Annotated in this window: 24 protein-coding genes and 3 tRNA genes; 8 read left to right on the top strand and 19 right to left on the bottom strand. The window is 64.1% G+C overall.

Annotation, left to right across the window (positions count from 1 at the left end):
• The first annotated feature begins 21 nt into the window (after nt 1-21).
• Entirely contained in the window at nt 22-1767 is a 1746-nt protein-coding gene (locus tag IWX64_RS10530; RefSeq protein WP_196867078.1) for a glycoside hydrolase family 13 protein, read from the top strand.
• Here IWX64_RS10530 and IWX64_RS10525 read toward each other — a convergent pair.
• The 8 genes from IWX64_RS10525 to IWX64_RS10490 all read right to left on the bottom strand — a co-directional run bounded on the left by IWX64_RS10525 (nt 1764) and on the right by IWX64_RS10490 (nt 7077).
• On the bottom strand, nt 1764-2384 hold the full coding sequence (locus IWX64_RS10525) for a hypothetical protein (protein WP_196867077.1): 621 nt from the start codon (nt 2382-2384) through the stop codon (nt 1764-1766). The genes IWX64_RS10530 and IWX64_RS10525 overlap by 4 nt on opposite strands.
• Nucleotides 2381-2956 (bottom strand): DUF6286 domain-containing protein, encoded by a 576-nt coding sequence (locus IWX64_RS10520; protein WP_334683247.1) that lies wholly within the window; start codon nt 2954-2956, stop codon nt 2381-2383. The genes IWX64_RS10525 and IWX64_RS10520 overlap by 4 nt, the downstream gene beginning before the upstream one ends.
• Before the next feature lie 8 nt (nt 2957-2964).
• Nucleotides 2965-3330, bottom strand: coding sequence for a hypothetical protein (locus tag IWX64_RS10515; protein ID WP_196867075.1), 366 nt, complete (start codon nt 3328-3330; stop codon nt 2965-2967).
• Complete coding sequence (locus IWX64_RS10510) at nt 3327-3518, bottom strand: DUF2273 domain-containing protein (protein ID WP_171587168.1); 192 nt, start codon at nt 3516-3518, stop codon at nt 3327-3329. The genes IWX64_RS10515 and IWX64_RS10510 overlap by 4 nt, the downstream gene beginning before the upstream one ends.
• A gap of 8 nt (nt 3519-3526) precedes the next feature.
• Nucleotides 3527-4024, bottom strand: a complete 498-nt coding sequence (locus IWX64_RS10505) for an Asp23/Gls24 family envelope stress response protein (RefSeq protein WP_196867074.1) — start codon at nt 4022-4024, stop codon at nt 3527-3529.
• Between the two features lie 84 nt (nt 4025-4108).
• Nucleotides 4109-4678: a hypothetical protein gene (locus tag IWX64_RS10500; protein ID WP_196867073.1), complete on the bottom strand. Its 570-nt coding sequence runs from the start codon at nt 4676-4678 to the stop codon at nt 4109-4111.
• 106 nt (nt 4679-4784) lie between these two features.
• Nucleotides 4785-5981, bottom strand: coding sequence for a fatty acid desaturase family protein (locus tag IWX64_RS10495; RefSeq protein WP_196867072.1), 1197 nt, complete (start codon nt 5979-5981; stop codon nt 4785-4787).
• Between the two features lie 13 nt (nt 5982-5994).
• Nucleotides 5995-7077 carry a ferredoxin reductase gene (locus tag IWX64_RS10490; protein WP_196867071.1) on the bottom strand — a complete coding sequence of 361 codons (1083 nt, stop codon included), beginning with the start codon at nt 7075-7077 and terminating at the stop codon, nt 5995-5997.
• 96 nt (nt 7078-7173) lie between these two features.
• Here IWX64_RS10490 and IWX64_RS10485 point away from each other — a divergent pair, with 96 nt between their 5' ends.
• Nucleotides 7174-8376: a PucR family transcriptional regulator gene (locus IWX64_RS10485; protein WP_245345762.1), complete on the top strand. Its 1203-nt coding sequence runs from the start codon at nt 7174-7176 to the stop codon at nt 8374-8376.
• A 150-nt stretch (nt 8377-8526) separates the two neighbouring features.
• Nucleotides 8527-8907 carry a YtxH domain-containing protein gene (locus IWX64_RS10480; RefSeq protein WP_196867070.1) on the top strand — a complete coding sequence of 127 codons (381 nt, stop codon included), beginning with the start codon at nt 8527-8529 and terminating at the stop codon, nt 8905-8907.
• A 194-nt stretch (nt 8908-9101) separates the two neighbouring features.
• Here the strand turns inward: IWX64_RS10480 and IWX64_RS17295 are convergent, their stop codons facing one another.
• The 4 genes from IWX64_RS17295 to IWX64_RS10460 all read right to left on the bottom strand — a co-directional run bounded on the left by IWX64_RS17295 (nt 9102) and on the right by IWX64_RS10460 (nt 9818).
• The gene (locus tag IWX64_RS17295; RefSeq protein WP_196867156.1) at nt 9102-9380 is read right to left on the bottom strand and encodes an alpha/beta fold hydrolase; all 279 of its coding nucleotides are present in this window, start codon (nt 9378-9380) and stop codon (nt 9102-9104) included.
• Nucleotides 9381-9449: 69 nt separating this feature from the next.
• Nucleotides 9450-9525, bottom strand: a tRNA-Phe gene (locus IWX64_RS10470).
• Nucleotides 9526-9582: 57 nt separating this feature from the next.
• Nucleotides 9583-9656: transfer RNA gene (locus IWX64_RS10465), tRNA-Asp, on the bottom strand.
• 89 nt (nt 9657-9745) lie between these two features.
• A tRNA-Glu gene (locus IWX64_RS10460) sits at nt 9746-9818 on the bottom strand.
• A gap of 97 nt (nt 9819-9915) precedes the next feature.
• Between IWX64_RS10460 and IWX64_RS10455 the strand changes: the two genes are divergently transcribed.
• The gene (locus tag IWX64_RS10455) at nt 9916-10323 is read left to right on the top strand and encodes a metallopeptidase family protein (RefSeq protein WP_245346304.1); all 408 of its coding nucleotides are present in this window, start codon (nt 9916-9918) and stop codon (nt 10321-10323) included.
• Nucleotides 10274-10867 carry a cation transporter gene (locus tag IWX64_RS10450; protein WP_334683253.1) on the top strand — a complete coding sequence of 198 codons (594 nt, stop codon included), beginning with the start codon at nt 10274-10276 and terminating at the stop codon, nt 10865-10867. The genes IWX64_RS10455 and IWX64_RS10450 overlap by 50 nt, the downstream gene beginning before the upstream one ends.
• A 47-nt stretch (nt 10868-10914) precedes the next feature.
• Here IWX64_RS10450 and IWX64_RS10445 read toward each other — a convergent pair whose 3' ends face one another.
• A complete protein-coding gene (locus tag IWX64_RS10445; protein WP_334683246.1) occupies nt 10915-11910 on the bottom strand; it encodes a universal stress protein in 996 nt (331 codons plus the stop codon).
• Nucleotides 11911-12228: 318 nt separating this feature from the next.
• Here IWX64_RS10445 and IWX64_RS10440 point away from each other — a divergent pair, with 318 nt between their 5' ends.
• Entirely contained in the window at nt 12229-12840 is a 612-nt protein-coding gene (locus IWX64_RS10440; RefSeq protein WP_334683245.1) for an FAD-dependent monooxygenase, read from the top strand.
• Between the two features lie 114 nt (nt 12841-12954).
• Here IWX64_RS10440 and IWX64_RS10435 read toward each other — a convergent pair whose 3' ends face one another.
• From IWX64_RS10435 to IWX64_RS10420, 4 genes are all read right to left on the bottom strand, one after another.
• Complete coding sequence (locus tag IWX64_RS10435; RefSeq protein WP_196867068.1) at nt 12955-13866, bottom strand: glycine betaine ABC transporter substrate-binding protein; 912 nt, start codon at nt 13864-13866, stop codon at nt 12955-12957.
• Between the two features lie 65 nt (nt 13867-13931).
• Nucleotides 13932-14876 (bottom strand): ABC transporter permease, encoded by a 945-nt coding sequence (locus IWX64_RS10430; protein WP_196867067.1) that lies wholly within the window; start codon nt 14874-14876, stop codon nt 13932-13934.
• Entirely contained in the window at nt 14873-16090 is a 1218-nt protein-coding gene (locus IWX64_RS10425; protein ID WP_196867066.1) for a quaternary amine ABC transporter ATP-binding protein, read from the bottom strand. The genes IWX64_RS10430 and IWX64_RS10425 overlap by 4 nt, the downstream gene beginning before the upstream one ends.
• 541 nt (nt 16091-16631) lie before the next feature.
• On the bottom strand, nt 16632-17240 hold the full coding sequence (locus IWX64_RS10420) for a copper resistance CopC family protein (RefSeq protein WP_196867065.1): 609 nt from the start codon (nt 17238-17240) through the stop codon (nt 16632-16634).
• Nucleotides 17241-17350: 110 nt separating this feature from the next.
• On the opposite strand from IWX64_RS10420, the gene IWX64_RS10415 reads away from it, so the two are divergent.
• On the top strand, nt 17351-18802 hold the full coding sequence (locus tag IWX64_RS10415; protein WP_196867064.1) for an NCS2 family permease: 1452 nt from the start codon (nt 17351-17353) through the stop codon (nt 18800-18802).
• 14 nt (nt 18803-18816) lie between these two features.
• Here the strand turns inward: IWX64_RS10415 and IWX64_RS10410 are convergent, their stop codons facing one another.
• Both IWX64_RS10410 and IWX64_RS10405 read right to left on the bottom strand, forming a co-directional pair.
• The gene (locus IWX64_RS10410; RefSeq protein ID WP_334683244.1) at nt 18817-19611 is read right to left on the bottom strand and encodes a 3-hydroxybutyrate dehydrogenase; all 795 of its coding nucleotides are present in this window, start codon (nt 19609-19611) and stop codon (nt 18817-18819) included.
• Complete coding sequence (locus tag IWX64_RS10405) at nt 19611-21011, bottom strand: MFS transporter (protein WP_334683243.1); 1401 nt, start codon at nt 21009-21011, stop codon at nt 19611-19613. Before IWX64_RS10405 ends, IWX64_RS10410 begins: the two co-directional genes overlap by 1 nt.
• 150 nt (nt 21012-21161) lie before the next feature.
• Between IWX64_RS10405 and IWX64_RS10400 the strand changes: the two genes are divergently transcribed.
• Entirely contained in the window at nt 21162-22070 is a 909-nt protein-coding gene (locus IWX64_RS10400; protein WP_196867063.1) for a LysR family transcriptional regulator, read from the top strand.
• Nucleotides 22071-22094 lie beyond the last annotated feature (24 nt).

The raw sequence follows: 22094 nt of genomic DNA, 5'->3' as shown, positions 1-22094 counted from the left end.
CCAATTTCTCCTAGGAGAGTAATGACTGCCTCGGCACCCGTTGTCAGCCGCTCGACCGATACACCCGCTACCCAGAGCCCGTGGTGGGCGGACGCGGTGATCTACCAGATCTACCCGCGGTCCTTCGCGGACGGCAACGCCGACGGCATGGGCGATCTGCCCGGAGTCAGAAGCCGGCTCCCCTACCTCAGGAACCTCGGGGTGGATGCACTCTGGTTGTCCCCGTTCTACGTCTCGCCGCAAGCGGACGCCGGGTACGACGTCGCCGACTACCGCGACGTGGACCCCCTTTTCGGTACGCTCGCCGATTTCGATTCAATGCTCGCCGAGGCCCACGATTCCGGCATGAAGGTGATCGTTGATCTGGTTCCAAACCACACGTCGGACGAGCATGATTGGTTCAAGGCCGCCAAGGCCGCGCCGGTCGGCTCACCGGAACGTGACAGGTACATTTTCCGCGATGGCAAGGGCTCAGCAGGCGAGCTGCCACCGAATAACTGGCAGTCAATCTTCGGTGGTAACGCCTGGACACGGCTCGACGACGGCCAGTGGTACCTGCACCTCTTCGACACCAAGCAGCCGGACCTGAACTGGGACAACCCCGAGGTGCGGGCCGAGATGGTCTCGGTGCTGCGGTTCTGGCTGGACCGCGGCGTGGACGGCTTCCGCATCGACGTCGCGCACGGCATGGTCAAAGCCGAGGGACTGCCCGACTGGGCGGAGCAGGCCCGCATGATCGACGGCGGACACTCCGACCAGCCTGCCGACTCCGACGGTGTCAGCACCGAGAAGACCCCGCCCTACTTCGATCAGCCGGGCGTGCACGATATCTACCGCGAGTGGAACAAGGTGCTGGCCCAGTACGACGGGGACCGCATGCTGGTCGCCGAAGCCTGGGTTGAACCGGCTGAACGACTCTTCCGCTACGTCCGGCACGATGAGATGCAGCAGGCGTTCAACTTCGACTTCCTGCTGGCCGGCTGGGATGCGGCCCAGCTGACCAGCAGCATCACCGAGTCGCTGACAGAGGCGGGAAAGGTGGGCGCGCCGAGCACCTGGGTGATGTCCAACCATGACACCGTCCGGCACACCAGCCGGTTCGGTCTGGAGGACCCCACCCAGTTCCCCAAGGGGCTGGGCTCACAGCACGAGCAGCCGGATGAGTCCCTCGGCCTGGCGCGTGGCCGTGCCGCGGCACTGGTGATGCTGGGCCTTCCCGGCTCCGCCTACCTCTACCAGGGTGATGAGTTGGGGTTGCCGGAGCACACCACACTTCCCGACGGCGTCCGTGAGGACCCCACCTACGCCCGCACCAGCGGAAGCGAGATCGGTCGGGACGGGTGCCGCGTGCCCCTGCCCTGGGTGGCGGAGGCCCCGGGCTTCGGCTTCGGCGTGTACGACGCCGTCAGTGCACCGGGCGCGGCCCCCTGGCTGCCGCAGCCGACCAGTTTCGCCGGCTACGCCGCTGACCAACAGGTGGGCGTGGACGGTTCCACGTTTGAGCTGTACCGCAGCACTCTCGACCTGCGCCGCAGTCATGGGCTGGGGACGGGCCGCCTTGAGTGGACCCCCCTGAATAGCCCCCAGGAGGGGGTGCTCTGCTACCGCAATGGCGAGGTCCTGGTCTTCGCCAACATGGGCGGTGAAACGATCGACCTTCCGAATGACCACCGGGTGATCCTGTCCAGCAGTGAGACGGCGGTCGACGGCGGTCGGCTCACTGCCGACGCGTCGGTGTGGCTGGTGGCTGAGGAGTCAGCAGGTTAGCGGACCCGTTCCACCCGCGTGAAACGGGTGCGGGCGCCGGCGCTGATACTGATCAGCACCGGCGTCTGCCGTCCGACCATCAGGTCGAGGGCTTCGACCAGCTCCGTGACCTCGGTTGCCACCTCATGCGCTGAGACGCCCGGCCGGGGGAACACCCTCACCTTCAGTGCCGGTTCCCCGCCGAACTCGAAGGTGGTGACGGTGGCGTTCACCAGGTCGCTGCGCTCCTGCAGCGCTGACTTCAACGCCTGCTCTGCCACTGAGCCGTTGATGATAATCCGCCCGGCGGCCTCCCCGCCGTCCTCGCCGTCGGCGTAACCCGTCGCCAGGGTTCCCGATCGTCCGCGACCCTGCGCCGCAACCCAGACCGCCATGAGAATGACCATCAGCAACATCAGCAGCGCGACCGCAATCCAGAGCCAGCTGTCCTGCTGACCGGTGAGGGTAGTTCGTTCGAGAAGCCCGTCGACCGACCGGCCCAGATCCGCTGCGACCGAGTGCCACCAGCGGGCCACGGCAGGGACCACCTGAAGTGCGGTCAGCCCGCCCACGGCCATGAGCATGGCGCCGAGCAACCCCAGCATCACCCGGTTCAGCATCCGCGGTGTGTTATTCACTGGCCGATCACCCCCGACGGCGCGACTGCCACCCGGACGACTGGCAGCGGTTCAACGGACGTCTTCCGCAGTTCGTCCTCGACGACGCCGCGAACACCCTCGACGTCGACGGGTACGCCGGACGTGGGGCGCACCTGCACCTCGACGGCGCGGCGTCCCACTGTCACCATCACCTGGTCACCTGTTACGCCGGCGGCCACCCGCGCGCGGCGGGCCAGGGCCGACGCGAGCACTTCGGCGTCGACCACGATAGCGGTGCGCGGGTTGGGAATGGTGTGACGGGCCCGCCGTCCGGGGAGCACAGCGTTGAGGAAGAACAGCAGCCCGACGACGACTACCAGCAGTCCGGCACCTACCAGCGGCGCCGCCGCAACGTTGTCGGAGAGGCTGCCCAGCCATCCAGCCGCCTGATCCGGGCCAACCAGCCACGGGTCCTGCCCGGTGGCCTTCAAGGCGGCCTCGAACATCACGTAAAGACAGAATGCGGAAATGAGGACCGCCGCCGCGATGGAGGGGGCGGCGCGTGAGGAGTGTAGCTCGCGGCGCACCGCCCGCTGGTTCAGCTGCGTCATCCGTTCGCTCACCTGGTACGTCCCCCTTCAACCAGCTTGATACCGGTGATGCGGATATCGACCCGGCTGAGCCGTGAACCACTCAAGTGTGCAACTTGCAGGAGGATGAGCGCCTTCGCGGCGTGCGTGCGGTCCCAGATCGACCCGCCGAAACCACCGACCAGGGAGGCCTCGCGGGCGGCACGGGTCAGTGAGGGCACACCAATCGGCAGCGACAGGCGGAGTGCCAGCAGACCCTGGTCATCGGACCAGCTTGCCTTGATCTGTTGCGCCGGTACGCCAAAGACATCGGCGGCAACGGCCTGGGCGGTACTGGTCAGAGCCTGTGTACTGATCCGGTTATGCCCCGCAAATCCCGAGGGTGCGCCGTTCACGAGGACGAGCGGCGGCCTGTGAGCGCGTCACGGACGCTACCCAGATCCAGCTTGCCTTCAGCGACCCGACCGAGCAGGGCCCCGACGGCCAGGAACAAGGTCATCAGGAGGAATCCCCAGAACCCGAAGATCAGGGCGGTGAAGGCGAGGATGGCGCCGATCGCTATGCCAACTGCTGTGGGTGTCATCATGTGGCCTAACCTGCTGTGCGGGATTTGTCGGGGCTTTTGGGATCATTCAAACCCGGGACGTGAACATCGGTGATCTCGACGTTGACCTCGATCACCCGCAGCCCCACCAGCTCCTGCACCCCGTGGTAGACGGCGGCGCGCACCTGGTCGGCAACGCCGGTGAGGGGATGGCCGTATTCAGCCACCAGAACGATGTCCACGGCAACCTGGGTTTCGCCGACTTCGACCTGCACACCCTGGCTGAGATCGCTGCCGCCGACGGCGTCGCGGATGGCGCCGAGCGCCCTGCCCGTCCCGGTACCGAGGCTGTAGACGCCCGGGACCTTGCGTGCGGCGATAGCTGCGACCTTCGCGACGGCGGGGTCGGCGATGGTGGTCCGTCCGCCGGTCGCAACCGCCTGGCCATTCGCCAGGGTCACCTCGCCCGAGGGTGAGTCATGCGGGAACCTGGGAAGCTCATCCATCGGCCGTCGCTGCGGCGGTGGTGTCCGTCTCTCATCCATCAGCTGTACTCGCCTTTCGTTGTGCTCAGCCTAACGGTTACCCCGCCACGAAGGCACGGTCGCTAGTCGGCGAGTGAAAAGGAACTATTTGATGGGCTCGCTGCAGTGCTGGTGGAGCCACTCCTCGATGGGGGCGACGGCGGCCCGGTAGGCAGCCTCGTCGAAGGTTCCACCGTCCTGGGTGCTGGCGGGGACAACGTCCTGCAACCGGTCGAAGTCATCGGTGAGCTCCGGTGGAACCATTGACCGCAGATCCTCGATCTGCTCGTGCAACCGGTCGACATTGTCGCTGTCAGTTCCACCCAGAAGGCTGAGAGGTGCAAGCAGGATCGAGGACACGCCTGCCGCCACGATGACGCAGTCCTTCAGGGTGGTCTCCGGCTGCGTGGTGTCCGCGGCACCGGATGAGGGTGAGCCGCTGTCCGCTGGTTCTGACTCCGTTGCCGCGGCTTCGCCGCCGGTGTCCGGTTCGCTGTCCAGGTCCGTCGCATCGTCGGGCGCGCCCGGTGCTGGTGTCTCGGGAGTGGGTGTCTCAGTGACTATTTCGGGAAGCTCGATCGCTGTTCCGGCGCTGTCGGGCGTTGAGCCGACACACCCGGTGAGGGAACATGCCAGCGCCAGCACGGCAGCGGCGGCGAAACGCGGTCTCAACACCCAAGCAACTCCTGATCTTCACGGCTACGAAATGAACATGTCAATGGTACTTAACGCACGAGCGCCCCGGTCTTCTCCTTGACCGGGGCGCTTTCTGGGCGACTGTTTAGCTGACGACCGCTGGTGCGGCTTTTTTCTTCAGTGAGAAGGGTCCGCTGTCAGGCAGCGCTAGCTTGAAAACCTTGGCCCAGGTGGACCCAACCTGCTTGGGCAGCGGCCCGGTGGTGTAGGGCAGTCCGTAGCGGTTGCAGATTTCCTTGACCTTCACGGCAACCTCGGCGTAGCGGTTGGACGGCAGATCGGGGAAGCAGTGGTGCTCCACCTGGTGCGACAGGTTGCCGGTCATCAGGTGCATGAGTTTGGAGCCGGAGATGTTGGCTGACCCAATCATCTGACGGACATACCAGTCGCCCCGGGTTTCTCCCTCGACCATTTCCTCGGTAAACGTATCGGTGCCTTCAGGGAAGTGCCCGCAGAAGATCACCGCGTGCGCCCAGACGTTGCGGATGGCATTGGCGGCCAGCGTGCCATATAGCGCCTGCTTGCCGGAGCCGGTGAGCATGGCGACCGCGGGGGTGGCCGCGTAATCCTTGGTGAACTGTTTGACAGCCTTCACGCCCACGGCCTTAAGGTCGCGGTTCATGGCCTCCTTGGACTTCAGGCCTTCCTTGAACTCAGGGAGCTCCAGATCGTACAGCGCAATCCCCCATTCGAAGACGGGTGCCAGGATGGCGTTGTACAGCGGGTTGCCCAGGTTGAAGGGGGTCCACGGCTGATCAGCGTCCATGCGCAGCAGGTTGTATCCGACGTCGCGGTCCTTGCCGACCACGTTGGTCCAGCGGTGGTGGAGGTCGTTGTGGGTGTGCTGCCAGGACCGGGCCGGGGTGACGAAGTCCCATTCCCAGGTGGTGGAGTGAATGTCTGGATCTCGCATCCAGTCCCACTGACCGTGGAGGACGTTATGCCCGATTTCCATGTTCTCAAGGATCTTGGCGACGCTCAGCATCGCCGTGCCAGCCACCCAGGCTGCCTTGTTGCGTCCGACCAACAGGGCGGCGCGGCCACCAATCTCCAGCCCGCGCTGCACCTTGATGACCCGGCGAATGTAGGCGGCGTCGGTGGCTCCGCGCTTCGCGAGCACCTCGTCACGGACCGCATCCAGCTCGCGACCCAGTTCAGCGACCTGCTCATCGGACAGGTGCGCGGCGGCCGGCGGCCGCACCAGTGGATGCCCAGTTGCGGCGAGCGCCCCGGGCCGGGTAACTGCAGGCGTGGTCTTGGTGCGTTCAGTCAGTGTGGTCATGCGGTGCTGCTCCTTAAAGGTCCAGATTGACGGGTCCGGCTGCTGCCGAAACGCACGTCTGTATTAGTTGGCCGGGTTCCCCATGGACTTCCCCAGTGCGCAGATCACGAACCTGTCCGGCACGCAATGGGGTGAGACAACTGTGGCAGATGCCCATGCGGCATCCACTGGGCATGAGGACTCCGGCGTCCTCTCCGACGTCGAGAAGTGGTGTATCGCCGTCCGCTTCGACTTCGCGGTCGGAGGCTTCGAATTGCACGAGTCCCCCATCGTGCCCGTCGCCGCCAGCCAGATTGGTGCTGAACCGCTCGATCGTGAGCGTGCTCCGTTCGGAGGCCGTATGCTCCGGTGTCAGCTCGGGCTGGGCAGCCCACAGCGCCTCGGCTTCGTCGAGGAACCCTTCGGGGCCGCAGGCGTAGGCCGCACGCTCCCGCCAGTCGGGGCAGAGCGACTCGAGATCGGCGTCGGACTGGAAGTCGAGCCTGCCCCGCTCGGCGGTGAACAGGTGGGTCACGCGGAGGTTGGAAAACTGGTCGGCCAGTTCGTTCAGTTCCTCAAGGAACAGACTGTCCGCGGGCGTCCGGGCAGAGTGGATGAGGACGACGTCGGCGTCCGGGCGGCGCGGCACCAGGGTGCGCACCATTGACATGACCGGGGTGATGCCGCTTCCTGCGGTGAGCATCAGGAGTGGTCGGGGGTGCTCCGGGAGCACGAACTCACCCTGCGGGGGTGCGAGGAACAGGATGTCGCCGGGCTTGGTGTTCCGCACCAGGACACCCGATACCGCCCCGGCGTCGGTCACGGTGATCGCAGGATCTTCTCCTGCTGCGGCGCTGAGCGAATAGGAGCGCCAGTGGCGGACGCCGTCCAGCTCAACCCCGATGCGGGCCCACTGGCCGGCCTGATGGGCCTTCCATCCCCACCCGGGATGGAAGGCGATGGTGACCGAGTCTGGGGTTTCGGACACGACTTTAGTGACCACACCACGCAGCTGACGGCTCGAATACACCGGGTTGAAGAGCGCAAGAACGTCTTCAGCGGTGAGAGGAGTGGTCAGGACGGATGCGGCGCGAGCCAGTCGACGGAGCCGAATCATGCTTTAAGTCTAGGAGATGCGCCGTCACACTTCTCCTAGCAGGGCATACGATTGACCTCTCGAATCTATCCCGTCGAAACAGTTTCTGAGGCACCCATGAGCTCAATGCCCCTCGATGACCCGGCTAACATCGCCCTGGATCCGCCCTGGCTCGCCCTCCCGGCGGAGATCAGTGGGCTACTCCGACCCCTGATGCCGGGGGTGGTTGAAGCGATCATCGAGGCGGTGCCCCAACTGGTCCCCACCTATGCCCGGCCCATCGAGGGCCGGTTCGGGCGGGGGCTCCGCCGAGGGGTAGCCGTCGCACTGGAACGCTTCCTCCAGCTTCCCGGCACCCATCTTCCCGCCCTGTCGGAGGAGAGCCGCCAGCTGGTGGCGGGCCTGGGCAGTGGCGAATTCCGTCAGGGACGGAGTATGGACGCACTTCTCAGTGCCTATCGGATGGGTGCCCGGGTCACCTTCCGGGAGATGTCGAGGATCTCCATGAAGGAGAACCTCGGTCTCGATGTGGTGGTGAACCTGGGCGAGTCAATCCTTGCCTATATTGACGAGCTATCAGCGGTCAGTGCCGAGGCGTACGCGTTTGAACAGTCCGAACGCGCCGGTGCCGTTGACCGACGGCGAACCGAACTCCTGGAGCTACTCCTCTTGGGGCAGGCTGATGAGGCGGCGCTGCGGCAGGCGGCGTCGATCGCCGACTGGGCGCTCCCGGCACAGATGACCGTGGTTACCCTCCCCCTTGACCGGGCGGCGGGATTGCGGAGGCAGCTGGACCCCGGCTCGCTCCTGGTTGAACGGGAAACAGATGCGGTGGTGCTGGTTCCTACCCGGGATACACCATCGACGCGTCGAGCGTTGTCGAAGGCCCTCCAGGGAAGGTCTGCGGCTGTTGGCCCTGCTGGGGGCTGGGAGCGCGTACCGGATTCGCTGCGGCTGGCGGTCCTCGCCGCTACGGTCTTCCCGCCGCGGGAAGGGCCCGCTGATCCGCCGGTCTGGGCTGATGAGCACCTCGCCCAGGTGATCCTTGGCGCGGAGCCCACCGCAATCACCGAACTTGCCCAGCGCCGCCTGGCCCCACTGGACGGCTTCCGGCCTGCCCAGCGGGAACGGCTGGTGCAGACGCTCCTGTCCTGGTTGAAGCACTGGGGCCAGCGGGCTCCGATTGCTGCCGAGCTGCAGATCCACCCCCAGACGGTGGGCTACCGGTTGACCCAGTTGAGGGAAGCGTTCGGCGAAGATCTGGAGAACCCCCAGGTCCGGTTCGAACTGCAGCTGGCATTGAACGCTGGCCGTCGCTGAAGCCAACGAGAGGGCGGAGGGTCAGCGCGGGAACTGTTGGGAACACCGGAAATAAACTAAGGTTACTTATGAGCTTGGTCGGTATTCGGTGACAATCGGGATCAACCAGCCTTCCACAACCACCTTGGACAATCAGACAGGAGCACCATTTTGAAGAACAAACTTGTATTCGTAGCAGGCATGGCCGCAGGCTATGTGCTCGGCTCGCGTGCCGGCAGGGAAAGCTATGAGCAGCTCAAGACCAAAGCCGATGAGCTGTGGAACAACCCGAAGGTACAGGAGACGGTCGCAGACACGACCTCGACCCTGAAGAACAAGATGCCCGAGGTGCAGGAGCAGGCTGGCGGCGCCGTCAAGAAGGCCAGGGAAACCGTCACGGGCGCGCTGCACCGCAGCGACAAGGCGGACGACGCCAAGACCTCACCGTCCGCTGGTTCCGCATCGACGGGCCCCAGCGGCGGCAACCCGGCCAAGGTCGAGGAAACACCGTTCCAGAACCAGGATGACGACACCCGCCCCAACACCGTCTAGGTAGACGTCCTCTGAGTCGATTCACCGAATGCCCCGCTTTCCGCAGTTGCGGAGGGTGGGGCATTCGCTTTTCTGTGCCCTGTCGGGTGTGAACCGGATGTCAGACCGACGCGAATAACTCCACAATGAGCACCGCTGTGGCGTCCGGCTCCTCGTCGACGACGAAGTGCCCGGCTCCCGCTGCCAAAAATGCCTCATGCCGGGGCCATGTCGGGAGAAAACTTCAGTTGTGGGGGTGGCACCGCGAGGACTACCTGGGCAGAAACGCGGTCGGGGAAGTTCAGGGCGAGCTGGTACGTAGTGATTGCACCCATGTCGTGGCTCGCCACTTTCACCCGGTCATGACCAAGCGAGTCAAGCAGCGTCAGAACATCCGCTGCGCGCTGCGTCCGCGAGATCGCGCTGAAGGGCAGTTCGATCCATCCTTCGCCTCTCAGATCCGGAGCGATCGGCTGGAACCCCGCGCGGGCCAGATGATTCTGATAGGCCGGTTGAAAGGGCGGTTAAAAAGAAAAAACCCCCGGCTGACCGGGGGTTTTAGCTGGTGGCTCCGACCGGCGTCGATCCGGTGACCTTTCGATTTTCAGTCGAACGCTCTACCAACTGAGCTACAGAGCCGTGCAACTATCCTACGACAGTCACCGCGGTCAACCAGCCTAAACTGGCAAACCTGAGCGACCCTGACGGGACTTGAACCCGCGACCTCCGCCGTGACAGGGCGGCGCGCTAACCAACTGCGCTACAGGGCCTTGCATTTTTTTACAAGAGCTTCAGCCTACCAGCATCTCTGCCGCTTCCTGACCGTCCCAGTTTTACCCGATGACGTTCTGCTCCTGCGTACCCCCAACGGGATTCGAACCCGTGCCGCCGCCGTGAAAGGGCGGTGTCCTAGGCCGCTAGACGATGGGGGCCTGGACCACACGGGGCAAGAAATTTTCCCCTGCTGTGGACCTATAAAACTATAGGGCCTGTGCGGCGATTCCACAAAACGGCGACGGCGGCTGCCCGCTGCGGCCATCCGGCGGCGGCAGTACAGTCGTGAGTGTGCCGATAGAGATAACCCTTGAAGACTTCGAGTCAGCTGTGGATGACGCGATCGATCAGATTCCCGAGGATCTGATGCGCACCATGAACAACGTCGCCATCTTTGTGCGGGAGGAGTACGAGCCCGGTCCTGGCGAGGACCCGGACACCGAGCTCCTGGGACTCTACGAGGGCACCCCTCTGACCGAACGTGACTCCTGGTGGGAGGCCGGTTCCCTGCCGGACAGCATCAGCATCTTCCGGCAGCCGCTGATGCGCCATTGTGAAACCCGCGAGGAGCTCATAGAGGAAATCCTCATCACGGTCATCCACGAAGTGGCCCATCATTTCGGAATCGACGACGACAGGCTGCACGAACTGGGCTGGGGATAGATGCAGGCCTCCGCGGCTCGCCTCGATTGCCCTCTTCCCCGCCTGGATAGCCACCCGCCCCGCCACCCGACGAAGTACCTATGGGTATCAACGGCCTGAGGTACTCGCAGCCCTCGCGAATGCGATCATCCTGGTGGTGATCGCCGTTGTCATCATTATCGAGGCGTTGCGGCGCATCTCGACCAGGCCCGACATTCGTACCGACGTGATGATTGTGACCGCGATGATCGGCGCGGCTGCCAACCTGGCCTGCCTCCTGATCCTGCGTGACGGCCAAACGGAAAGCCTGGGGGTTCACGATATTCATGCCTGGACCATCACCTCAGGCGTTCCGGTCTTTTCAGCCCATGTGGTGGTTGACGGCGGAACCCTCCATGCGGAGGGAGTGGATCAGGTTCTTGACCGACTGACCCACTGTCTTCGAAACCATTTTGCCACTGCACCTTCCAGATCTAACCAACCGAACATGCCGTCCACGAAACCCGCAAACATGCCTGACAGGACGCGGATGTGTGACACGCCGCGCCGGAAAGCCCGGAAATGACACCGCAGCTGCGGCCCTGGTTGGCGGGCTGGCCGGACGGCCGCCCATCAGCTGGTGGGTGCGACCATCGGTCCGAACTTTTCGCGGTCCACTAGCCGTGGGTCATCACTGTCGGGGACAACCAGCACCGGACCTTTGGCGTGATGCAGTACCCCCTGGCTGGTGGAGCCAAGCAGCATTCCCGCAAACCCTCCCCGCCCACGGGTGCCAACCACCAGCAACTCCGACGTGCGGGAGGATTCGATGAGCACCTCCACCGGAGGTCCATCGAGGAGGTCGACGGAAATCTGGAGGCTTGGGAAGTGACTCTGCAGCCATTTCTTCCCGGCGTTCAGCTGGACGCGGATGTCAGCGTGCAGCGCCTCCCGGTCCAGCGGGGCTGGCACCCACGCCAGTGACCCGGTGAACGGCGGAAGCGAGCAGACCACCCGCAGTGGCATTCCCCGTGAAACCGCCTGCTCGGCTGCGGCCAGGGACGCCATGCGAGCCTGCTCCGAACCGTCAACGCCCACCACCACCACCTTTTCCACCTGATCAGCGGTGGGGCCGGGCTCGCCCTTCATCCGGGGCGGCTCCACACCTGCCTCATGGAGGCGGCGGGCTGCGCAGAGGGGAATCACCACAGTGGGGCACTTGGCGTGTCCGGGGACCGCACTACTGACCGACCCCAGCAGTCGACCGACGAAGCCGCCTCGCCCGCGGGAGCCGACCACAATCAGTTCGGCTTCCTCCGAAAGCTCCAGAAGCACCCCGGCGGCGTCGCCAGCTTCCACCCTGGGGGCGACGTCGATCGGGAGGCCCTTGACACGTTCGACGGCCTGGTTGACCACTGCCTCCGCACCCTCACGGATGACTGCGTCATCAATCGTGGCGTATCCGGCGTCCATGCTGGACGCTGCGAACACCGGAACGGTGTAGGCCGTCACCACACTCAGGCGGGTGCCTCTGCGCTCGGCCTCGTGGGCCGCCCAGACCAGAGCGCACTGGCTCTGGTCGGACCCGTCCACACCGACGACAATCCCACTGCCGTAGCGACTGTTCATACCATTCTCAGACTGTGCCTTTTTCATGGCCACGCCTCTCTACGGTTACAAACTCCGGCACCCAGTCGCCAATCGCGAACCGCCGCCACACTATTTCAAAGCCTACTCTCCCGCATAGGACTATTCACCGTGGCCAAAGTTATGTACGCTTCGAGAAATCGTTACTGGAATGAGCCACTCGTGGGTCGTCTGTAACGAAGTGCGCTTGGTTGACCCGTTCGCAGCCAAGTGTCCGCACGGCCCGGAAGAGGCGCCGGGCTGTGCGGAATTACACCATCCCCCGGAGGTCTATCTGTGAGTTCGCCGATGCCCGGAACTGTGGTCACAAGCTCAGCCGTGCACGGCGGCGCGGAACTCACTACCACGGTGGTGATTGGCTCGGGACTTCCCGGTTTGGCGGTGGCCAGCGAACTGAGTCGACGGGGTATCCACTCCATCGTGGTCGAGTGTCTGGACCCGGTGGACACCGGGCAGCTTTCCCGGACCGCGCTGACCGATTCGGTGTCCCTCGCTGAGCGGACCGAGTTGCTTCGGCTGTTGCGCGGGTATGCCAGCAGCCATTCGTTGGATATCCGTCACAGCACGCTCGCCGAGAACCTGTGCGTGGTAGGCCATTCGAAGCTGCTGCCCGCCCCGATCCTTGGAGCCAAGAAATGGGCTGTGCAAACTGACTGCGGCGTGCTGCTGGCTGACCATGTGGTGCTCACGAAGTACCCCCAGAATCAGTTGCGCCGGTTTTTGCTCTCCCTGGGCTTAGCTGTAGGCCATGACCTGAAGTCGGCCACCCAGGCGATCGGCCTGCATCTGGTGGGGGTGGGAGAGCTGTTGAGCCCCACCACCCGGGAAATTGTCCGTCAGGCCAAGCTGGTCAGCGCCGCGATAGTCCAGCATCCACCGCTGCTCGTGCCGACGCGGGCCATCAACGTCTAGTCAGCCGACCGGAGCTTTCCTGGTACACGAACCGGGCATCGACGACAACGGGAGGACCGACAAATGTCCGGTCCTCCCGCCTCGGGGCGCTACCCCTGAAAAATCAGCTGAGTGCTAGCCCTTCAGGCCATCGATGAAGTCGGGGTTCTCCTCGAGCCACTGCTCGACGGCTTCAGCTTCCTGGCCTGAACCGAACTCGTTGACGACGAGGTTCTCAAGCTGACCGTACTGTTCGTCGTCGAGCTTGAAGTTGGACATCATCTCGGCGACCTCCGGGAAGTCCTCGGTGAACCCGGTCCGCGCCAACGTGTGCAGTCCCTCAACCGGGCCCAGCGCAGCCTCGGGATCCTGAAGATCCTTCAGGGGGAAGGAGCTGTTCGCCCAGAAAGGCTTCCACAGGGTCACCACGATGTCTTCCTCGGCGTCGACGGCGCTCTGCAGCTCCGTCAGCATCGCCGTCGTGGACGACTCGACAAGCTCATAGTCGTCCTCAAGGCCATACGCGGGCATGACATCGTCCTTGGTCACGGCCGTGAGGCCGGCTCCCGGTTCGATGCCGACGATCCGGCCGTCAAACATGTCGGCGTTGCCGGTGAGGTCAGCGATCGAGTCAATGTCCGTGTATTCCGGGACGGCGAAGGTGAGCTTGGCGTTGTCGTAGTAAGCGCCAAGATCCTCGATGTCGTCGCCGTACTCTTCCATGTACTCGGCGTGGGTCGCTTCGGACCAGCCCGAGGGGTACACGTCAAGATCGCCGTTCGAAAGGCCAGTGTAGAGCGGGGCAGCCTCGCTCAGTTCCTGGATCTCGACGTCGATTCCCTCGGCTTCGAGGATGTTCTCCCACAGGTAGGCGGTGCTCAGTCCGTCAGTCCAGGAGGGGATGATGCCCAGGGTAATGGCCTGTGCCGCATCTTCGGTTCCCTCGTCGCTGGACGCATCTGATCCGCCGCAGGCTGTCACTCCGAGAGCAACTGTCATCAGTGCCGCAAGTACTCCGACGCGTCGTGTGCCTAGTTTCTTAGTCATTGATCTTCTTTCCTTATTCATCGGAGGGTGCCCATCGAAAGGGCGCCCGTGGAGTGGTTGGAGGGTCAAGATGTAGTGGTTTGTGGAACCGGCTTCGCCCCAGGCCGGCCGAATATCCTGGCCAGCCCTCTCATGAGTCGGCGGTCGCGGTCCGACCTGCCGTCGCCGACGCCCGCCGTCGCACGATCGAGGAAGATCGCCAGGACCACCACGGACAGGCCAGCTTCGAAGCCAAGCCCGATGTCGAGTTGCGAGATCGAGGAGGTCACGGCGCCGCCGAGCCCACCAGCGCCCACAAGACCGGCAATGACCGCCATGGAGAGCGCGAGCATAATCACCTGGTTGACGCCCGCCATGATCGTCGGCAACGCCAGCGGAAGCTGGATGCCGCGCAGGATCTGTCCCGGGGTGCTGCCGAACGCGTGACCGGCCTCGACCACCTCGGAGTCCACCTGACGGATGCCCAGCTCGGTGAGCCGGACACCCGGCGGCAACGCGAAGATGACCGTGGCGACGACACCGCCAGCAACACCAATACTGAAGAGGGTGACCACCGGTACCAGCCAGACGAAAGCCGGCATGGTCTGCATCAGGTCCATCACCGGGCGGATCGCATTGCTCATCGAATCCGACTTTGCCGCGACGACACCGAGCGGGATGGCTATCACCAGGGCGATAAAAGTGGCAATCAGCACGAGGGCAAGCGTCGTCATCGCGTTCTCCCACTGGTCGACGCCGATAACGAAAACGAGCCCCACAAACGCCACGAGGGCGAACTTCCAGTCCTTGACCAGTAATGCCAACAGCGAGAACAGAATCACCATCACGAGCGGAGCCGGGGTGTTGAGCGCGTCGGCCAGGCCGTCGGTCGCGCCTAGAATCACATCGCGGACAGAGGTGAAGAAGCTGCCCAGGGTGTCGTCCACCCAGTCGAAGACCGTCTCGATCCCTTCGCCGACAGGGATGCGGGGCACTATTTCGCCGTCGGTGCGGCTGGTTGTGAGGCTCATGCCATCACCTCCTGATCGGGACCGATATGTTCGACTCTCGCGTTGGGGTCGCCGAGCGCGTTGAGCAGGGTGACCCTTGGAATCACTCCGGAGAGCCGGCCCTGGTTGTCGACCACCGCCAGGGCAACGACGCTCTCCGCCGCGGCCGTCATCAGGTCGGCGAGCGGCGTATCCAGGCGAACCGTCGCAGCCGACCGCAGCAGGCCGTCGAGGTTGTCGGCGCCCCGCGAAACGGCGACGGCCACGTCCTGCTCATGCACGATCCCCTGCAGGGTTTTATCCCGGCTGACAACCATCAGGCTGGAGAGCTGATGCTCTCTCAGCAGCTTGTGGGCAGCCCGTGGGCCCTGTTCGCTTCCGAGCACGGCAACGGCCGGCTCCATGACCGCCGATGCGGTAAGCACCCGCGTCCGGTCAACGTCCTGGACGAACTGGGCGACATAATCGTTGGCAGGATCGTTCAGGATTTGCTCGGTCGTCCCGATCTGCACTATCCGACCGTCTCGCATCATCGCAATCCTGTCGCCAAGCCGCATCGCTTCGTTGAGGTCGTGGGTAATGAACAGGATGGTCTTGCCGAGCTTGTGCTGCAGCTCGACCAGTTGGTCCTGCATCTCGCGTCGGATGAGCGGATCGAGCGCGCTGAACGCTTCGTCCATCAGCATCACGTCGGTCTCGGCTGCCAGGGCACGCGCCAACCCCACCCGCTGCCGCATTCCACCGGAGAGCTCACCGGGGAGCGATCCTCCCCAGCCATCCAGCCCGACCAGTCGCAGTGCTTCCTCAGCCTTTCTCTCCCGTTCGGAACGGTTCAGCCCCTGCACCTTCAACCCATAGGCGGCGTTCTCGCCGACCGTTCGGTGGGGCAACAGCGCGAAGTGCTGGAAGACCATGCTGACCTTTTCCCGCCTCACCCGCCGCAGATCCTTGCCCTTCAGACGGGTGATGTCATTGCCGGCAATGCTCATCGATCCGGCGGTTGGCATGAGTAGACCGTTAACCATCCTGATCAGGGTCGACTTGCCTGACCCGGACAGGCCCATCACAACGAAGATCTCGCCTTCAGCGACGTCGAAAGTGGCATCGATGACCGCGGGGGTCAGGTTGTCCTTGCGAAGTTGCTCACGGGTCGCCCCGGCACGCAACCGCTCGACGGCGCGAACGGGTCTGTTTCCGAAGATCTTAAAGACCCCTTGGGCCTCAATGACTGGCACAGTTATCTTGCTCCTCGCTCTGCGTTGCTTTCGATGCCTGCCCTGGGACAGCACAATTTGGACACGCACGGAACGCTGAATGGCACCACCCAGGACAATCGGACCTGGCGGTCAAGGCATTAAAATCACACCCTGCGGATCACGGATAAATCGGAAAATAAGCCTGCTTATTTGCAGGAGGGGACGGGCAACAATGGCCTCAGTCCAAAATCGGCGATGACAATCAGCGGTATTGAATAACCCCAATATACCGGCGATGACTCGCCTCAGGCGCGGCCGAACCTCGTAAAAAAGCTGGGATCGGCGCCGTATGATGGCAGCTTTGGAGCCCTCCGACACACCCTGAAGGCGCCTCGATCCCGATGAACTCGGGGATTATCGACGTCGGACGAAGTCACCACGAGACGTCAACGAATTGATGTTCTTTCGTTATCTTGGCCGGTGCATTAATTGCCGAGTACAGCCCATAGGGCGATAAGCAAACATCAGCTAATGAGCAAAAATTGCGAATTGAATCGGTGCGCCGATCCTTGCGGGAGTGCTAGGAATCGGATCCTTGCCGCAACCGCTTCCGTGCTGTAACTGCCAGGTAGACTGCCAGCCCGATCAGAACTACCACCATCACCACGATGCTCCACGGGAAATCGTTCTGGACGGTCTGCTCGGCTTCCTCGATTTCGATCGGCATCTGGGTGCCTACCGCTGCGGAAGGGGACTGGGCAGTACCTGCGGCAGCCGCGGTGACGGTGAAGGTTCCCTCGATCGGGTGCGAATCCGAGGAAACTACGCGCCAGTTCACCGTATATTCGCCTGCTGGCGCTCCGGTGCGGAGCGGCTGGCTCGCCACCCGATCAACGATGGCGACGTCGCCTTCGGCCCAGTTGCCGCCAGTCTCGTCAAGAACTTCAACTTCCGATCCGATCCCCGACGGCACGCTGGAGAATGTCAGCTCAATCGCCTCGGGGAGCTGCTCGACGCTTGCTCCGGCCTCGGGATTGCTGCCGACCAGCTCGTCGTGGGCGTTGGCGGTGGACGCGGAGCCCAATGCTGTCATCAGGACCACCAGCAGCATCGCGGCAAGCAGGGCGGGTACCCTGACGAAAAGGTGGCCGGCTGCGGTCCGTGTTGAACGGGGGTTGGTGCTACTCATAGGCCAACTCTACGTGTCGGTCCTGTCAGCTCGCTGGGAGGGAGCGGGAGACCGTTGAGCAGCAGATAGACTCGATCCGCAGACCTCCCCACTTCGTTCAAGGAATGACCATGCTCAAAAAGGGTTCCGTACTGGACCGTTATTTCGAAGTCTCCCAACGAGGCAGCACCTACGCGCGGGAGATCCGCGGTGGGGTGGCCACCTTCTTTGCCATGAGCTACATCGTGGTCCTTAACCCGCTCATTCTGGCGGGAGCGGACTCCTCCGGCGCCGAACTGGGCTTCGAGCGGGTTGCGGCAGTGACCGCGCTCGTGGCCGGAGTACTGACGATCGTGATGGGGGCGTGGGCCAAGTACCCGTTCGCGCTGGCCACAGGACTCGGGGTGAACGCCTTCGTTGCGATCACTGTGGCAACCAACCCCGAACTCACCTGGCCACAGGTGATGGGGCTCGTGATGCTGGCTGGACTGACCATGTTGATTCTGGTCCTCACCGGCTTCCGGACCGCCGTTTTCAACGCCGTCCCCGAAAGCCTCAAGACCGCGATCGTGGTGGGCATCGGTCTGTTCATCGCCCTCATCGGCCTGGTCAACGCGGGGTTTGTCAGGCGGGTCCCCGACGACGCGCAGACCACCGTCCCGGTGGGCCTGGGTTTCGAGGGCGCGCTGCTTGGCTGGCCCACGCTCGTCTTCGTGTTCGGGCTGATCCTCACCATCGCCCTGGTGGTCCGAAAGGTCCGCGGCGGCATCCTGATCGGCGTGATTGCCTCCACCATCCTCGCCGTCATCATTGAGGCAGTAGCCAACGTGGGACCGAGCGTCGGCCCCGACGGCGCAAACGTCCAGGGCTGGTCCCTGGTGGTACCCGAGATTCCGACCGGCTCGTGGGTGGGCGTGCCGGATCTGACCCTGATCGGCAACGTGAGCCTGTTCGGTGCCTTCGGCACGATCGGCGCGACCGCCGCGTTGCTGCTGACCTTCACCATCCTGCTGAGCATCTTCTTCGACGCCATGGGCACCATGGTGGGTCTGGCCAACGAGGCGAAGCTGGTCGACAAGAAGGGCAACATCCCTGGCGTCAACCGGGTCCTCGTGGTTGACGCTCTTGGCGCCGTCGCTGGCGGCGCCGGGTCCGTGTCCTCCAACCAGATCTACGTCGAATCGGGTGCCGGGATCGGCGAGGGGGCACGCACCGGCATCGCCAACATCGTTACAGGTGTTCTGTTCCTGCTGGCAATGTTCTTCACCCCGCTGATCTCCCTGGTGCCGTTCGAGGCGGTGGCGCCGGCCCTCGTCGTCGTCGGGTTCATGATGGTGGCGCAGGTCGGTCGGATTGACTGGGAGGACTGGGGGGTCGCGATCCCCGCGTTCCTGACCTTCATCCTGATGCCGTTTACCTACTCAATCGCCAACGGGCTGGGGGCCGGGTTCATCGCCTACGTCCTGGTACGCACCTTCCAGGGCCGGGCACGCGAGATCCACCCGCTGATGTGGGCTGTCGCCGGAGCGTTCGTCGTGTTCTTCGGGATTGGGCCGATCGAATTGGCGCTGGGCCTGCGCTAGCACCCGTCAGCAGGTCAGCGTGCAGACCAGCCGCCGTCCATCACGTAAGACGAACCGGTCACCATGCCTGCCAGGTCGGATGCCAGCCAGCACACGAGTCCAGCCACTTCCTCCGGCTCCACCATCCGTTTGATCGCGCTCTCCGTCAGCATGATGGTCGCGAGCACGTCCTCCTCGGAGATCCCATGCAGGCGCGCCTGGTCACTGATCTGATTCTCGACCAGCGGTGTCCTGACGTACCCGGGGTTCACGCAGTTGCTCGTCACACCGTGCTCCCCGCCTTCGAGCGCTGTCACCTTGGACAGACCTTCGAGGCCGTGTTTCGCGGAGACGTACGCCGCCTTGAACGGTGACGCCCGGAGCCCGTGGATGGAGGACAGGTTGATAATGCGCCCGAATCCCCTCTCGTACATCCCCGGCAGCGCCGCGCGGATCAGCAGGAAGGGGGCCTCCAGCATCAGGGTGTGAATGCGTCGGAAGTCGGCCGGGGCAAACGTGTGGATCGGCTGTACGGACTGGATCCCCGCGTTGTTGATCAGAATGTCCACCTCCAGGGAGATGTCCTCCAGCTCCCGGGTGTGCAGCAGGTCCACCACCCAGGCGTCGCCGCCAACCTCCTTCGCCAGCGCGGCCGCGCCATCACCATCCCGATCGGCCACGGTAACGGACGCGCCCTGTGCGGCGAGGGCGCGCACGGTCGCAGCACCAATGCCGCTGGCACCGCCGGTCACCAGTGCCCGGCGCCCGGAGAGTGGCTGCCCGCCGGTGGGCTCCGATGCTGCCGGGTGCTGCGGGCGTGGAGCCACCACTAGCTGGCAGCCTGGCGTGCCGAGAGGCCATGCCGGTGCGCGTCTTCGGCGTCGACGTCGCGCAGGGAAATACCCCGGGTTTCACGCAGGGTCACGACGGCGATTCCGGTCACCACACAGGCGCCGAGGACGTACAGGGCCACGCCAACCCAGGAGCCTGTCTCCTGCAGGATGGCGGTCGCGATGATGGGGGCCATCGACCCGGCGATGATCGAGGTCACCTGGTAGCCGAGTGAGACGCCTGAGTACCGCATCCGAGTGGGGAACATCTCCGCCATGATCGCCGGCTGGCCCGCGTACATCAGTGCGTGGAAGCACAGGCCGATGGTGACGGCCAGGATGATGATCACGGGGTTCTGGGTGTCGAACATGGGGAAGGCGAAGAACGCCCAGGTCGCCCCGAGGATGGCTCCCGCCAGGTAGACAGGTTTCCGACCGAACCGGTCGGACAACCGTCCCACCTGCGGAATCACGAGGAAGTGCACCACGTGCGCGATCAGGAGCGCCAGGAGGAGCTGGCTGGTGTCGTATTCGTGGACGGTCTTGAGGTAGACGATCGAGAAGCTGACGATGATGTAGTACAGGATGTTCTCGGCGAACCGCAGACCCATGGCCCCGAGGATCCCCCTGGGGTACTTCTTCACTACCTCAAGGACCCCGTAGTTGATCGATTTCTCCCGCTCCACCTGCTCGCGGGCCTCAAGGAAGATCGGAGCTTCGCTGACGTGTGTCCGGATGTAGTAGCCAATCACCACGATGACTGCTGACAGCCAGAACGCCACCCGCCAGCCCCAGGCGAGAAACTCGTCCTCCGGCAGGATGAAGGACATGGTCAGGAGAACCACCGTGGCGAGCAGGTTCCCGACCGGCACAGCCGCCTGTGGCCAGCTGGCCCAGAAACCACGGGACTTGTTGGGGCTGTGCTCGGCAACCAGCAGGACAGCTCCGCCCCATTCACCACCAACCGCGAAACCCTGGATGAAGCGCAGGACCACCAAGAGCGCGGGAGCCCAGTAGCCGATGGTGTTAAAACCCGGCAGGCAGCCCATCAGGAACGTAGCGACGCCCACCAGAATGATCGTCACCTGCAGGGTGTGCTTGCGTCCGAGTTTGTCGCCGATCTGGCCGAAGAAGATCCCACCAAGGGGGCGGGCGATGAAGCCGACGGCGTAGGTCAGGAACGCGGCGATGATCCCGTCCAGCGGCGTGGCGGCGTTGGGAAAGAAAACAACCGCGAAGACCAGAGTTGCGGCCGTGGCGTAGAGGAAAAATTCGTACCACTCGACGACGGTTCCCACCATTGAGGCGGCGACGACCTTCTTCAGGCCAGATTCGTCGGTTCGGTCCTTCCCGGCGAATCCTTGAGGCCCGGGCTGGGTGGAGCGTTGATTGACGCTCATGGCGTTCTCCTTCTGTGTCGTCGGTGACACGATGCGTACTGCGTAGCGTAGTGACTGACATCACTCCACGGACAACCTCATTGAGTATCACTGCAGATTCGAGGCAGTTCAATGATCAATATCGCACCAGCAAGGTGCGAAAATGCAGATATGAGCTCACTGAATCCCGACGACCTGCTGATCCTGCTCACCGTTTCGCACAGTGGTCGCTTCACCACCGCCGCGGACGCCCTTGAGATGAACCATACGACCGTCTCGCGCCGGATCGCGGCCCTGGAAAAGAGCCTCGGCGGCCATGTGCTTGTCCGGGCCAGCGGAGGATGGGAGCTTACCGAGCTGGGGCACCGGGCTGTCGCCGCAGCGGAACGGGTAGCCTCAGCGGTGTCGGGGCTCGCCAGCGGGGACGACGACGACGCCCCCGTTGCCGGCGTCGTGCGCATGAGTGCCACCGACGGGTTCAGCGCGTATATTGCCGCACCGGCCTTCGCCAGATTGCGCCGTCTACACCCGCTACTGTCGATCGAGATTGTCGCAGCGACCCGCCGCGCGTCCCAGACCCGGAGCGGGCTCGACCTGGAGGTGGTGGTCGGTGAACCGCAGGTGCATCGCGCGGAGGCCATCCGCCTGGGTGAATACATGCTGGGACTCTATGCATCGCGTGACTACCTGGCCGAATGGGGGACACCGCGGAGCGTCGCTGAAGCCACCGAGCACCAACTGGTCTACTTCATCGACTCGATGTTGCAGGTCGATAGCCTCGACACCCCGCGCCGCCTGCTCCCGGCCATGAGGGATTCGCTCAGTTCAACCAACGTCTTTGTGCACGTGGAGGCAACCCGTTCCGGCGCCGGAATCGGTCTGCTGCCGTGCTTCATGGCCGACCGCCACCGCGACCTGGTCCGCCTACTCCCCGACCAGATTGCGGAGCGGCTCGGGTACTGGCTGGTGGCGAGGCCGGATTCGCTCCGCCAGCCTGCGGTCGCCGCGGTGGTTGCCTCACTGCGGGAGGCAACCACCGCCTATGAGGACCGCCTGCTGGGCCGGCACGCGACGGGCTGAGGCCCCACTGCGTTCCGGTCGGGC

The sequence above is a fragment of the Arthrobacter sp. CAN_A212 genome, assembly GCF_015752345.1.
In the GTDB taxonomy this organism is placed as follows: Bacteria; Actinomycetota; Actinomycetes; order Actinomycetales; family Micrococcaceae; genus Arthrobacter_D.
This window is presented reverse-complemented; position numbering and strand designations above follow the sequence as displayed.

Excerpts from the sequence above, each read along its gene's own strand:
- IWX64_RS10435 (WP_196867068.1), bottom strand. The coding sequence starts at position 13,866 with ATGACTAAGAAACTAGGCACACGACGCGTCGGAGTACTTGCGGCACTG.
- IWX64_RS10505 (WP_196867074.1), bottom strand. The coding sequence starts at position 4,024 with ATGGATGAGAGACGGACACCACCGCCGCAGCGACGGCCGATGGATGAG.
- IWX64_RS10420 (WP_196867065.1), bottom strand. The coding sequence starts at position 17,240 with ATGAGTAGCACCAACCCCCGTTCAACACGGACCGCAGCCGGCCACCTT.
- IWX64_RS10400 (WP_196867063.1), top strand. The coding sequence starts at position 21,162 with ATGAGCTCACTGAATCCCGACGACCTGCTGATCCTGCTCACCGTTTCG.
- IWX64_RS10405 (WP_334683243.1), bottom strand. The coding sequence starts at position 21,011 with ATGAGCGTCAATCAACGCTCCACCCAGCCCGGGCCTCAAGGATTCGCC.
- IWX64_RS10495 (WP_196867072.1), bottom strand. The coding sequence starts at position 5,981 with ATGACCACACTGACTGAACGCACCAAGACCACGCCTGCAGTTACCCGG.
- IWX64_RS10490 (WP_196867071.1), bottom strand. The coding sequence starts at position 7,077 with ATGATTCGGCTCCGTCGACTGGCTCGCGCCGCATCCGTCCTGACCACT.
- IWX64_RS10485 (WP_245345762.1), top strand. The coding sequence starts at position 7,174 with ATGAGCTCAATGCCCCTCGATGACCCGGCTAACATCGCCCTGGATCCG.
- IWX64_RS10430 (WP_196867067.1), bottom strand. The coding sequence starts at position 14,876 with ATGAGCCTCACAACCAGCCGCACCGACGGCGAAATAGTGCCCCGCATC.
- IWX64_RS10445 (WP_334683246.1), bottom strand. The coding sequence starts at position 11,910 with ATGAACAGTCGCTACGGCAGTGGGATTGTCGTCGGTGTGGACGGGTCC.
- IWX64_RS10510 (WP_171587168.1), bottom strand. The coding sequence starts at position 3,518 with ATGACACCCACAGCAGTTGGCATAGCGATCGGCGCCATCCTCGCCTTC.
- IWX64_RS10530 (WP_196867078.1), top strand. The coding sequence starts at position 22 with ATGACTGCCTCGGCACCCGTTGTCAGCCGCTCGACCGATACACCCGCT.
- IWX64_RS10520 (WP_334683247.1), bottom strand. The coding sequence starts at position 2,956 with ATGACGCAGCTGAACCAGCGGGCGGTGCGCCGCGAGCTACACTCCTCA.
- IWX64_RS10415 (WP_196867064.1), top strand. The coding sequence starts at position 17,351 with ATGCTCAAAAAGGGTTCCGTACTGGACCGTTATTTCGAAGTCTCCCAA.